At 68.9% G+C, this 13052-nt stretch carries 8 protein-coding genes; all 8 read right to left on the reverse strand.

The features are described from left to right. Nucleotides 1-41 precede the first annotated feature (41 nt). The 8 genes from AC3WOS_RS08115 to AC3WOS_RS08150 all read right to left on the reverse strand — a co-directional run bounded on the left by AC3WOS_RS08115 (nucleotide 42) and on the right by AC3WOS_RS08150 (nucleotide 12967). Nucleotides 42-851, reverse strand: a complete 810-nt coding sequence (locus AC3WOS_RS08115; protein ID WP_492715389.1) for a citrate synthase family protein — start codon at nucleotides 849-851, stop codon at nucleotides 42-44. Continuing rightward, the gene (locus AC3WOS_RS08120; protein ID WP_492715390.1) at nucleotides 848-1669 is read right to left on the reverse strand and encodes a citrate synthase family protein; all 822 of its coding nucleotides are present in this window, start codon (nucleotides 1667-1669) and stop codon (nucleotides 848-850) included. Before AC3WOS_RS08120 ends, AC3WOS_RS08115 begins: the two co-directional genes overlap by 4 nt. Further along, nucleotides 1666-2472 (reverse strand): SDR family oxidoreductase, encoded by an 807-nt coding sequence (locus tag AC3WOS_RS08125; protein ID WP_492715391.1) that lies wholly within the window; start codon nucleotides 2470-2472, stop codon nucleotides 1666-1668. Before AC3WOS_RS08125 ends, AC3WOS_RS08120 begins: the two co-directional genes overlap by 4 nt. A 3-nt stretch (nucleotides 2473-2475) precedes the next feature. Then, on the reverse strand, nucleotides 2476-4335 hold the full coding sequence (locus AC3WOS_RS08130) for a thiamine pyrophosphate-binding protein (RefSeq protein ID WP_492715392.1): 1860 nt from the start codon (nucleotides 4333-4335) through the stop codon (nucleotides 2476-2478). A gap of 508 nt (nucleotides 4336-4843) precedes the next feature. Further along, nucleotides 4844-9298: an EAL domain-containing protein gene (locus AC3WOS_RS08135; protein WP_492715393.1), complete on the reverse strand. Its 4455-nt coding sequence runs from the start codon at nucleotides 9296-9298 to the stop codon at nucleotides 4844-4846. Nucleotides 9299-9336: 38 nt separating this feature from the next. Next, entirely contained in the window at nucleotides 9337-10476 is a 1140-nt protein-coding gene (locus tag AC3WOS_RS08140; RefSeq protein ID WP_492715394.1) for an ABC transporter substrate-binding protein, read from the reverse strand. 118 nt (nucleotides 10477-10594) lie between these two features. Further along, the gene (locus tag AC3WOS_RS08145) at nucleotides 10595-11674 is read right to left on the reverse strand and encodes an ABC transporter substrate-binding protein (protein WP_492715395.1); all 1080 of its coding nucleotides are present in this window, start codon (nucleotides 11672-11674) and stop codon (nucleotides 10595-10597) included. Nucleotides 11675-11914: 240 nt separating this feature from the next. Beyond that, nucleotides 11915-12967 carry a YeeE/YedE family protein gene (locus AC3WOS_RS08150; RefSeq protein WP_492715396.1) on the reverse strand — a complete coding sequence of 351 codons (1053 nt, stop codon included), beginning with the start codon at nucleotides 12965-12967 and terminating at the stop codon, nucleotides 11915-11917. Between the last annotated feature and the right edge of the window lie 85 nt (nucleotides 12968-13052).

Genomic DNA, 13052 nt, shown 5'->3' on the forward strand with positions numbered 1-13052 from the left:
TGTAGCGTGCCAAAACTCACTTATGTTCAAAATATCAAGCGTCAAGTGACGCTGGCGGGCCATTCGCGCCGGGGCAGGCCGGCATAGGCGACGCCGCTGCAGGGGGTGGCGAACAGCACGCCTTCCGGCTTTTCGGCCGCCTCCACCACGCAAGGCGGCATGCCTGCTAGGAAAGTGGGGATGCGCAGCAGCTGGTATTCGCGCGCCGACAGGCCCATGTCGGCGATCAGGGCCGCGTGCAGGGAAGCGTAGTTCATACGCAACTGTGGGTAGTGTGGAAGCAACACTTTTTCCACTTCGAACGCCAGCCGCACGTGGGGCCCCTCGTCCAGGCCGTGCTGGCGGGCCAGTTCCATGATCCAAGGCAAGCGTTCATCGGTGGCATGGATGGGCCGGCCGTAGCCGTACACGCGGCGGGCGCGCGCTTCGGCCAGCACCAGCGGCGCCAGCGCCGCGCCGCCGTCCACGGCCGCCCGCGTCGCTTGCAGGAAGGCGATGGCGCGCATGCCGGCCTGGCCGCCGTAGACGGTCGCTTCCGACAGCGCCAGCGCGGCCACGATGCCCAGGTTGGCGCTGCTGCGGGCGCTGCCGGCCAGGGCCGCCACCCGGTTGTTCCACAGGCGGGCGTCCGGATAGCTGGTGCAGACCCAGATCGCGTGCAGCATGGCCACCTGGGACGGCGTCAGGCGCCGGCCCGTGATGCCGAACACATACAGCTCCACCCAGTCCAGCTCGCGCAGGTCGCGGTGCAGGTCGTGGCCGCGGAACACGGCATGGCTGCCCGGATAGCAGGCGCCCACCTGCGTGGCCAGACGGCCGGCGTGCTGGCGCAGCAGGTCCGGGCCGCTCATGGCGCCACCCCGGCCGCGGCCAGTTCCACCGGGTAGAACGGGAAGCGCTTGAAGCCGCCGTGCTTCTGTTCCAGCGCATGGGCCGCCGCGCCGGGCAGGCGCAGCAGCAGATACAGCATTTCGCCCTCGTCCGGCGTCAGGCCCAGGTCGCACAGGGCCGCCGCCGCCACGCCGCTGATGGCCAGCGGCAGGCCGGCCAGGGCGGGGAGCCGGTCCAGGTGCTGCAGCAGCCAGCCCGTGTAGCCGTGGCCGTTGTCGCCGCCCACCGTGACCAGGGTGGCGAGCAGCTGGCGCACCACGGTCGCGGTGGAAGCGCCGTGCGGGTCGAAGCCGGGCAGGCGCTCGTTGCGGGGCCAGGGATCGATGGGCGCATCGGCCTGCCCGGCGTGATGGCGCTGCCAGGCGGCCAGGTCGGGGCCGCACGCTTGCCACAGCACCATGGCGTCATGCACGTCGCGCGCGCCGCCGTGGCGCCCGGCGCCCACGGACAGGGCCGCGATCAGGCTGGCGGCGGCCGTCGAGCCGCCCACGGCGCCGCACATGGCGGCATGCACGGAGGCGTCGCGCGGACCGGGATTGGCCAGGGCCACGGCCAGCGCTTCGAGCATGGCCAGCGCCGACGGGGGCGGCTGCTCGTCGCGCAGCAGCAAATACAGCATCTCGACCCAGCGGACGCGGCCGACCAGCTGGCCGTACACGTCATAGCCGCGGCACAGGGCGCTGCGGGTGGCGAAGGGATTGTCCGGCTCCGGCGTCTCGTGCCAGATGCGGGTGTGGATCAGGTCGGCCGCGTCGGGCGTGGGGGCGCGCGCGCTCATAGCAGGCTCATGCCGCCGTCGACGACGATTTCCTCGCCCACCATGTACGACGAGTCGCTGCTGGCCAGGAACAGGGCGGCCTTGGCCACCTCGTCGGCGCTGCCGAAGCGGCCGCTGGGCGATTTGGCCGCGATGGCCAGCTTCTTGGCGGCAGCCACGGCGTCGGGCAGGCCCAGGCGGTCGAACATGGGGGTGTCGATGGGGCCGGGGCTGATGGCGTTGACGCGGATGCCGCGTGCTATCAGTTCCAGTCCGAGCGACTTGACGAGCGAGCGCAGGGCCGCCTTGGCCGCCCCGTACACGCTGAAGTTGGGCGAACCGAGGCGGTTGGTGATGGAGGTGGTCACGATCACGCTGGCCGGCCCGTCGAACAGGGGCAGGGCTTTCTGGATGGTGAAGAACACGCCCTTCAGGTTGATGCCGATCTGGGCGTCGAAGCTCGCTTCGTCCACCTGCTCGATGGGGGCCGGACTGGCCACGCCGGCATTGATGAATAACACGTCGAGCCGGCCGTAGCGCTGCTTGACGGCGGCCATGACGGCGTCGATTTCTTCCAGGCTGCCGGCGTCGCTGCGCAGCAGCAGGGCATGGCCGGCCAGCGCGGCGCCGGCCTGTTCCAGTCCGTCCGGGTTGCGGCCGGTGACGGCCAGCCTGGCGCCGTGGGCCTGGAACAGGCGGGCGCTGGCCAGGCCGATGCCGCTGGTGCCGCCCGTGATCAACACCACCTTGCCGGCCAGCTTGCCGTGCGCCGGCACGCTCGCTGCGTGGCCGCTCTCGGCCAGGAACAGTTCCGCCTTACCCATCGCTTACACCCCTTCCTGCAGCACGCGCAGGCGGCTGTTCATGGGCGGCACTTCCTCCGGATCGATGTGGACGTCGAGCAGGGTGGGACCGGGGTAGTTGCAGATGGCCTTGATGTCGAGCGCCGCCATGTCGGCCGGCGAGTGGATGGTGTGGGCCCGGCCGCCCAGCGCGCGGGCCAGCATGGCGAAGTCCGTCGGCGGCAAGGCAAAGCCGATCTGCTCGGCCCCGCCCAGGCGCTGGCCGTGCTTGACCATGCCCAGCGCGCGGTCGTTCAGCACGACGAAGATCACGCACAGCTGCTCGGCCACGGCCACCGAAATTTCCTGCCCGCTCATCAGCATGCTGCCATCGCCGGTGATGCAGACCACGGGCGCGTTCTGGTTGCCGGCCGCCGTGCCGACCGCCGCGCCGATGGCCCAGGCCATGGGCGCGAAGTGGGTGGTCAGGCGCAGCCAGCCGCCCTGACTGGCGCGCAGGTCCTGCTCGTGCCGGCGTTCGCCGCCCAGGCGGCGGTCGCGCGGCTGCAGGTAGTGGGTGGCCCAGGCCACGCTGTTGCCGGCATCGGCCAGGAAACGGGTGGCGGGCGGGAACAGGCGGCCCAGGTCGTACATCAGGCGTTGCGGCTTGATGGGCGTGGCTTCGCTGTGGAAGGCGGCCGGCGCATCGAGCACGCTTTCCGCATCCCACGTCAGGGCGCTCAGCTCACGGGCGGCACGGCGCCGTTCGACCGACACGTCGGCCTGCTGGCGGCAGGCGTGGATGCGCTCGACCAGGCAGTCGAAGATGGAGCGCAGGTTGCCCCGCATATGGAAGCGGGCCATGGGCGTGCGGGCCAGGTGCTCTTCCGATTCGTCGATGTGGACCAGGCGCTCGTTGAGCAGGCTGTCGTTCCAGCCGCCCGTGTTCCATTCGCCCATGCTGGCGCCGACGGCCAGGATCAGGTCGACGGACGGGTCGCGCAGGGCCGCTTCGGCCGAGGCATGGCCGGCGAAGCCGAACACGCCCCGGTACAGCGGGTGCTGCGGGCTGACCAGCCCCTTGCCGTCGGGCGTGGTGACGAAGGTGGCGCCTTTCAGGGCCGCGAACTGCAGGATGGGGTGGATGGCATCGCCACAGCCGCCGCCGATCAGCAGCACCACGTTGCGGCAGGCCGCCATCATGGTGCGCAGCGTTTCCACGGCCGCGCTGTCGACCAGGGCCGACGGGCGCAGCAGCGACGGCAGGTGGTAGGCCGGCGCGCTTTGCATGCTGGGGGTGCGGAACACGTCGACCGGCACGCTCAGGTGCACGGGACCGCGCGGCGCGCGGGTCGCATGCTGCAGTGCGGTAAGCAATTTCCACTCCAATTGCAGCGGATGGGAAACGAGGGAATTGTAACGTGTGCAGGGGCGCAGCATGCCCATGACATCGATGCCGGTGCAGGTCGATTCCTGCAAGGTGTGCTTGCCGAACGAGGGCAGGGCCGGCTGGCCCGTGATGACCAGCATCGGCACGTCGTTGGCGTAGGCGGTGGCGACGGCCGTGATCAGATTGGTGGCGCCGGGGCCGGAGGTGGCCACGCACACGCCGATCTTGCCCGTCTCGCGGGCGTAGCCGTCGGCCATGAAGGCGGCGCCCGCTTCGTGGCGGGCCACGATGTGGCTCAAGCGGCCGCCGCGCCTTTGGTTACGGGCGATGGCGTTGTACAGCGGCTCGATGGCGCCGCCGGGGATGCCGAACACATAATCGATTTCCAGCTGTTCCAGGTAGGCCACCAGCAGGTCGGCCATGTCCATGACCTCGGGTTCGCTCGGGGGCGGGACGGACAGGGTGCGGGGGATGGATGCGACTTCTTGTTGCTCAAACTCAACTGCGTCAAACATGTAAAGCTCCTCAGGATAGGCGATATCGGCTATCTGGGGAGCCGACACACAATAGCAATACAGCAACTACATTTGTTTGTAAGTAACGAATGATTCTGGAGCGCAATGATAGCGTAAAAACAAAGGAAGTGTGACATTCCGTGAGAATTTAGGAGAATTATTCTAAGGAAATTTGGCCCGACAGCGGTTTTTCATAGTGCAATGCAGCATGAATGCCGTTGTGGCGAAATTGCAACTGACCGGTGGCGGCAGGCGGGGCGGCGGCGGGATGCGGGAGGGATGGAAAGATGGCGGTCGGCGGGGCGGTAGGCCAGCCGGGAGCATCCGGCAAGCTGTCTCGTTGGCCTGTCTGGTTCTGTCTCGTTCTGTCTCGTTTTGTCCGGCCCCGTATTTCCTGGGGGAACAAGACAAAACGAGACAAGACGAGACAGGAGTGGCAGCGCCAACGAGACACGTTGCCGCACGCAGTCCGGCGGGCACACCGCCCCCGCCGCTGCCTGCGCCGGCGTCAGACGCGCACGGCGGCCGCTTCGTGCTGGCGGATCAGGGCCGCGAACTGGGCGGCCGGGATGGCCGGGCTCAGGTGGTAGCCTTGCAGCAGGTCGCAATGGCGGGCCTGCAGGAAGTGCAGCTGGGCCACCGTTTCCACGCCCTCGGCCACCACTTCCAGCCGCAGGCTGTGGGCCAGGGCGATGATGGCGGTGACGATGGCCGCGTCGTCCGCATCCTGCGGCACGTCGCGCACGAAGGAGCGGTCGATCTTGATGATGTCGACCGGGAAGCGCTTGAGGTAGGACAGCGACGAGTAGCCGGTGCCGAAGTCGTCGATCGACAGCCGCACGCCCAGCGAGCGCAGGCGGTGCAGGGCGGTCAGCGTGTCCTGGGCGTTTTCCATCAGCGTGCTTTCCGTGATCTCCAGTTCCAGCAGGTGGGGCGCCAGGCCCGTATCGGCCAGCACCGCTTCCACCGTGCGCGAGAAATCCTTTTGCAGCAGCTGGCGCACCGACAGGTTGACGGCCACCCGCAGCGGCGGCAAGCCCTCGTTGTGCCAGGCCTTGAGCTGGGCGCAGGCCGTGCGCAGCACCCAGTCGCCCAGCGCGATGATGATGCCCGTCTCCTCGGCCAGCGGGATGAACTCGGCCGGCGATACCATGCCGCGGGTCGGATGGTGCCAGCGCACCAGCGCTTCCATGGCCACGATCTGGCCGGTGGCGAAGCTTGACTGGGGCTGGTAGTACACCTCCAGCTGGTTCAGTTCCAGCGCCCGCCGCAGGTCGCTCTCGAGCCGCACGTGCTCGGAGATGGACTGTTCCATCGACGCCTCGTAGAACTGGAAGCCGGTGTTGGTCTTCTTGGCGCGGTACATGGCGCTGTCGGCATGCTTGACCAGGGTGGCCACGTCGGTGCCGTCGTGCGGATACATGGCGATGCCCACGCTGCTGGTGACGAAGATGTCGTGGCCGTCGATCTGGAACGGGGTGGCCAGCATGCGGCAGATGTTGTGGGCCGCCGTGGCGGCCGCACCGGGGCCATCGAGGTCGCTCAGCACGACGGTGAATTCGTCGCCGCCCAGGCGCGCCACCGTGTCCACGTTGCGCACGCTGTGGCGCACGCGCTGGGCCACGGCCTGCAGCAGGCGGTCGCCCACGTCGTGGCCCAGGTTATCGTTGACGTACTTGAAGCGGTCCAGGTCCATGAACAGCACGGCGACCTGGCTGTCGGCCGCGGCGGCCGCCTCGATGCTCTGGCCCAGCAGCTCGAAGAACAGGGTGCGGTTGGGCAGGCCCGTCAGCAAGTCGTTGTAGGCCAGGTGGCGGATGCGCTTCTCGGCCCGGTTGCCTTCGATGATGCGGCGCACGCGCTGCGACAGCACGGCATAGTGGATGGGCTTGGGGATGTAGTCGCTGGCGCCGGCCGCGAACGCGCGCTCGACCGAGGAGTTGTCCTGCAGGGCCGTGATCATCAGCACCGGAATGGCGCTGCCGCCGGGCAGTTCCTGCAGGCGGGCGCAGGCCGTAAAGCCGTCCATCACGGGCATCACGGCGTCCATCAGGATCACGTCGGGCTGGAAGCGCTTGAGCATGGCCAGCGCCTGGGCGCCGTCGGCCGCCTCCTCGACCCGGAAGCCGTCGCGCTGCAAGGTGTAGCGCAGCGTGCTGCGGGTGCTGCGGTCGTCGTCCACCACCAGCACCTGCGGCATGTCTTCGCCGCCCAGCGCGCCGTCGGCGGCGGAGCCGCCCAGCTGCTGGTGCAGGAAGGTGGCCACGTCGTGGTAGCTGGCGCGCAGGCGCGGCAGCAGCGGCGCGATCTCGGCCACCTTATGGGCGATGGCCAGCTGTTCGGCCTGCGCGGCCAGCTGGGCCAGTTCGGTGGCGCCCAGGTTGCCGGACGAACCCTTGAGGGCGTGGGCGCGGGCCCGCGCCGTCTCGAGGTCGCCGCCGTGCACCGCCTGTTCCAGTTCGTCCAGGCTGGCCGGCGCGTCTTCCAGGAAGGGGGTGAGGGCGTGCGGCAAGGTGGCGCCCAGGATATCGCGCAGCTTGTCGAACACGTCGCGGTCGACGGGGCTGGCCGGCGCTGTGCTGCGCTCGCGCTCTTCTTCCGGCGCGGTGGCCGGCGCGGCCGGCTGGCCATGGGGCGCGGCGTCGCTGCCGTGCGGCAGCCATTTCTCCAGCTTGTGGCGCAGCTCGATCAGGGTGATGGGCTTGGCCAGGTAGTCGTCCATGCCGGCGGCCAGGCATTTCTCGGCGTCGCCGCGCTGGGTGTTGGCCGTCATGGCCACCAGCGGGGTGCGCCGGCCCAGCGCTTCCTCGGCCAGCCGGATATGGGCCGTGGCCTCGTAGCCGTCCATCTCCGGCATGCTGCAATCCATCAGGATCAGGTCGTACTGGCCGCGCTCGGCCGCCTGCACGGCCTCGCGGCCGTTGGCGGCGAATTCGCACACGCAGCCGTTCATGGCCAGCATGCCGGCAGCCACCATCTGGTTGGTGCGGTTGTCCTCGGCCACCAGCACGCGGAACTGGCGCGCCGGCGGCGGGCCGGCCGGAGCCAGCTGTTGCGGTTCCGGCGCGGGGCGGCCGGCCAGCAGGGTGCGCAGGGCGGCCAGCAGCCGTTCCTGGCGCAGCGGTTTGCCCAGTGTGGCGTGGCCGCTGATGGTGGTGCCGCCGGCGGCCGGACCGAAGCGGTCCAGCACCAGCAGTTGCGTGCCCAGGCCGGCCGCGTCGATGCGGCCCGCCAGGTCGGCGCCGTCGTCGTCGGTGGCCGTCATGTCGAGGATGGCGGCGCGGTAGGGCTGGCCGGCGGCCGCTGCCGCCTTCAGTTCGCTCAATGCGGCGCCGCCGGAACCGGTGACCTGGCAGCGCACGCCGTGCCGTTCCAGCGCCTGGCGCAGGAAGGTGCGTACCAGCTCGCTGCCGTCGACCACCAGCACGGGGACGCCGGCCAGGGTGGCGTCGGCCGGTGCGGCCGGCTGGGCGGCGGCGGGCCGGCAGCGCACGGTGAACACGAAGGTGGTGCCGGCGCCGGGCACGCTGGTGACGCCGATCTCGCCGCCCAGCAAGCCCACCAGCTGTTTGCAGATGGCCAGGCCCAGGCCCGTGCCGCCGTAGCGGCGCGTGGTCGACGGGTCGGGCTGCACATACGATTCGAACAGGTGGCGCTGGGCCTCCAGGCTCATGCCGATGCCGCTGTCGCGTACCTCGAAGCGCAGGCCGGCGTCGTCGCCCACCGCGGCCGGGGTGACGCTGAGCGCCACTTCGCCCTGTTCCGTGAACTTGACGGCGTTGCCCAGCAGGTTGATGAGGATCTGGCGCAGCCGCAGGGCGTCGCCCGTGATGCGGGCCGGCACGGCCATATCGAGCAGGTAGGCGATCTCCACGCCTTTCTGCTGGGCCGGCCGGGCCACCAGTTCCACCACTTCCTCGAGCAGCGTGCGCAGCTCGAAGTCCACTTCCTCCAGCGCCAGCTTGCCGGCCTCCATCTTCGAGTAGTCGAGAATGTTGTTGATCAGGTCGATCAGGGTGCGCGAGGAATTCCAGGCCACGTCCACGCATTCCTGCTGGCGCTGGTTGAGCCGCATTTCCTTGAGCATGTCGAGCATGCCGACCACGCCGTTGAGCGGGGTGCGCACTTCATGGCTGACGGTGGCGGCAAACTGGGCCTTCATCTGGGCCATGTTGACGGCCGCGTCGCGCGAGTCCATCAGTTCGGCCTCGCGCTGCTCGAGCACGTTCATCATCTTGTTGAAGGCCTGCCCCATCTCGATCAGGTCGCGCGGGCCGGCCGGCTTGGCGCGCATGCCCGATTCGCCCGCCTCGGCGCGCCGCATCAGGGTCGACAGGGCGTTGAGCGGGTTGATCATGTGGCGCGTGAGCAGGCGCACCAGCAACAGCAGGATCACGGCGAACGACAGGCTGATGGCCAGGTTGCCCAGCAATAGCGACAGGGTCAGGCGTTGCAGCGTGTCCTTGCCGAACTGGACGTGGACATAGCCGAGCAACTGGGGCTGGCGCTCCTGCAGTTCGAACGGCGAAGCCTCGGCCTGGCCGCCGAACACGGGGGCGGCGAACAGCCAGGCGTCCGGGCTTTCGCTCACCAGGCCGGCATGGGCCAGGCTGGCGCCGCGCCCGGCCGCCGCGTCCAGCGTGGCCTCGCCCTGCACCTTGGACAACAGTACCTTGTGTTTGGCGTCGCTGATCTGCACCCCCACCACGTCGGGGAAGGCGAGGGTGGAAGTAACCACGTCGCGCGCGTTTTCCGGCGAGTGGAACAGCAGCGCCAGCGTGCTCTGGCGGGCCAGGTTTTCCGCCACCCGCTGGCCCTGGCCGATGAAGTGCTCGCGCATGCGCGAGCGCGCCTCCCAGGAGTTCATGAACGACGAGAACAGGGCCAGCACCAGAATGGCGGCCGAGACGATGACGGTCAGTTGATGCTGGAATCCGGTGCGGCGTAAGTAGTGACGAAACATGTTTACCGTGCTCAGGAGTCTAAGGGGATGCTAACGCTTCACGGCTGGGGATAGACGAAGTCGAAACTGCGTTGCTGGCGCGAACCGAGATTGAGGCCGATGTGGCTGGCCGTACGCACGTTGATGGCCGTCTGCAGTTCGCGCAGCGGCGTCAGGCTGCGCCGCTTGTTGTCGCCGGCGATCACGCCCAGCGCGGAACTGGCCAGCGTGCGGCCCAGCTCCACGTTGTTGGGCACCATGGCGAACAGCGCGCCTTTCTTCACGTGCAGCACGTTGCTCGAGAACAGGGGCACGCCGCTGTTCCACGATTCGCGCAGCACCAGCGGCAGGATGGTGCCTTCCTCCACGGTGGTGGTGTCGTGCGGCAGCCAGACGGCGTCGTGGCGGTTGTCGGCGGCGGCGATCAGCTGCGGGTAGAGCTGGGCCGCGCGGGCCAGGTCGCCGGCCACGTGGGTGGACAGTTCCAGGCCCTGGCTGCGGGCCGCCTCGCGCGCCAGCTTGATCAGCCACTCCGATTTTTGCGGGTTGTAGACGACGATCACGCGCTTGAGCTCGGGCAGCAGCACGCGCAGCCGGGCGAACAGCAGGGCCGGGTCGGGCGTCATGCTGATACCGGCCACGTTGTCGGCCTCCGACAGCAGCAGCACGCCGCCGGCCAGCACCGTGATTTCCTTGTCCAGCCCGGCCGTCGCGTTCAAGCCCTGGCGGCCCAGGGCGATCACGACCCGGGTGCCGTTGTGCTTGAGGGTGGCGTTCAGTTCGGCCGTGTCGACCCGCGGGTCGACCGGATAGCTGCGCACGCGCAGCTTGGTGCGCTCCTCGATGCCCTGGATCATGCTGACGAAGGCCGAGCGGAACGGTTCTTCCACGTTCGGATACAGCACGGCGATGGTGCCGCCCTTGCCGATCGACGCCTGCAGTTCGGGCCGGCGCAGCTGGTCTTCCAGCTGGGCCAGGGTGACGGGACGGTAGGCGGCCGGCACGGCCACGGTGCCCGATTCGATGCGGTCCATCAGCGCCCCCACGTCGGAGCGGGAAGCGCCGGGCAGGTCGATGATGGAGGGCGGCTCGGCGCGCTGGGCGCTGGCGGCGCCCGGGCTGCATGCGGCGGCCAGCGCCAGCAGCAAAGCGGTGCCGGCACGCACCAGGCGGCCGGCGAAAAGGTTCTGATTATTCATTAAGCAGTCGGTAGCCGCCCCGTGGACACCCGGGGCAAAAGTACGCCGTAGTATATATGCTGAACCAAGTTAACCTAAAGGAAATTTGTTTCCAGAAAACATAGAGTATGAGTTCAGGTCACGGTTCGGGGAATATTGCATCAAAACTACGTTGTTGACTAGTGGAAAGATTCAATCCCATGTGGCTGGCGCTGCGCGTGTTGAGGGCCGTGCGCACGGCCCGCAACGGCGCCACCCCGCGCCGGGCCGTGTCGCCGTTCAGGCGGGCCAGGGCCAGCGTGGCCAGGTCGCGTCCCAATTCGAAATTGTTGGGATAGAGGGCGAACAGGGCGCCTTTGCGCACATGGACGATGCTGCTGGAAAAAATGGCGATGTTGCGATTCCACGACTCGCGCAGCACCATGGGCAGGATTACGCCCTCGTCCACGGTGAGCGCATCCGGCGGCAGCCATAGGGCGTCGCGCCGGCCGTCGGCGGTGGCGAAGGCCGACTCGTAACGGTGCGCCACGCCGGCCAGGTCGGTCGCCTCCAGCGCCAGCAGCTCCAGGCCCTGGGTGCGGGCCGCCTCGCGCGCCAGCCGCAGCAGCGCTTCATTGGTTTGTGGGTTATAGACAACGATGACGCGCCTTACCCCCGGCAGCAAGCCTTTCAGGTGGGAAAACAGCAGGGCCGGGTCCGGGGTGAGGCTGATGCCGTTCAGCTTGTCGGCCTCGGGCACCGAGCTGACCCCGCCCACCACCATGCCCAGCGGCAGATCGAGGCTGCTGGCCGTCTTCAAGCCCTGGCGGCCCAGGGCGATGACGATACGGCAACCGCTGTTCTTTAACGCCGCCTGCAGTTCGGCCGGGTCGGCGCCGGCGGCCACCGGATAACCGTGCACCCGTAGCTGGGCCTGGTCTTCTATGCCTTCCACGATTTCCGTGAAGACCTTGCGGTACGGTTCGCCGATGTCGGGGTAAAGCACGGCCAGCGTGCCGGCGCCCAGGCGCGGGCGGCGCGCCGGGTCGGCGGCCTGGGCCAGCTGGTCGGCACGGGACGCGTGGGCCGCGCCGCTGTCAGGCGCCGCGTTGGGGTCGGCGTGCACCGGGACGGCTCCCAGCGCCAGCAGGGCGGCCAGCAGCCAGCCGGCCGCGCGCACGGCCGCAGCGGGCAGGGTGCCGCCCCCAGGCGCATGGCCCGCGTAGCTCAACGCTGCCAAGCGCAACGGAAATGGAACTGGAAAGTATGCATCGTGTACTTTGGCCTGGTTGGCCCGCCCGGCGAGCCTGTTTATTTTGGACAAGCAATTGCTGCTGTAGCAAGTGTATCCTTGCCGCCCCATTTTGCGCGAGAACTTGACCGGCGTGAAGGGATGATTTTGTGGCAATTATGCCACTTGGCAAAAAAAGAGCCATCCATGGCCGCCGGGAAGGCGGGGTGGACGGGGCCGGGACGCAGTTCAGGCGGGCGCCCGGTCCAGCACGCGGTCCGTCACGGCGGCCGCGGCCCAGATGGCGAACAGGGTGATCCAGGCCGTCAGGGCGAACACAGCCGCGCCAGACACGCCGGCCCCCACGGCGCAACCGCCGGCCAGCATGCCGCCCAGGCCCATGCAGGCGGCGCCGGCCAGGTAGCGCCGCATGCTCAGGCCGTCGCGGAAGCCTTCCAGCTTCAGTTCGCGCCCCGTCAGCCCGCCCAGGAAGGCGCCGGCCGCCACGCCGGGCACCAGGCCGATGTCGAAGTTCCACGGCTTGCCGGGCGGCGACAGCACCAGCATCAGCATGTCGGCCGCCGGTCCCGTGAAACTGAGGCTCTTGACGGGCACCAGCTCGAACGCCTGGGCCGACACCTGGTAGTTGAACAGCCAGGCGCAGGCCACCATGGCGCCGCAGGCCATGCCGGCCGCGGCCGGCCGCAAGCCCAGGCGGGCGCGCCAGGCGAAGACCATGCCGCCGCCCAGCCAGGCCAGGCCGAACGCCAGTCCCGCGCCGTGGCCGGCGTGGCACCACAGCAGCAGGTCGCGCGCGTCGCCGCCGTCGATGGTCCACCAGTTGCTGATGGCCAGGCGCAGCGGCGCCAGCACGCCGCCCAGCGCGGCCTGGGCCACGACGGCGAACACCAGGCCCGACAGCAGGGCCCGCAGGTTGCCCGTGCCGGCCAGGATCAACAGGCGGCTGGCGCAGCCGCGGGCCAGTATCATGCCGCAGCCGAACAGCAGGCCACCGGCCAGCGCGCCGGACAGGGTGCCGCGCGTGGCCAGCTGGCGGGCGCTGCTTACGTCGAGCACGCCGGCCATGATGAACAGCTGGGTCAGCGAGACGGCCGCGCCGAAGGCCAGCAGCCACACGGCCAGCTTGCCGCCCAATTGGCCATGGCAAGTCTCGATCACGGCCGAACGCAGGCAGAAGCGCGAACGCTGGGCCAGATAGCCGAAGCACAGACCGATCAGCAGGCCGCCCAGGGCCAGGGTCTGGGATTCGCCCACCGATTCCATCAGCGTCAGCAAGTTCATGGCAGCCTTCTCCGTATCGTTGCGTATCGGAATAATTAAAGCATATATGCCTCTATAGGCATATACGCAAATGGTGCTATATTGA

The sequence above is a fragment of the Rugamonas sp. FW305-51 genome (genome assembly GCF_058786935.1).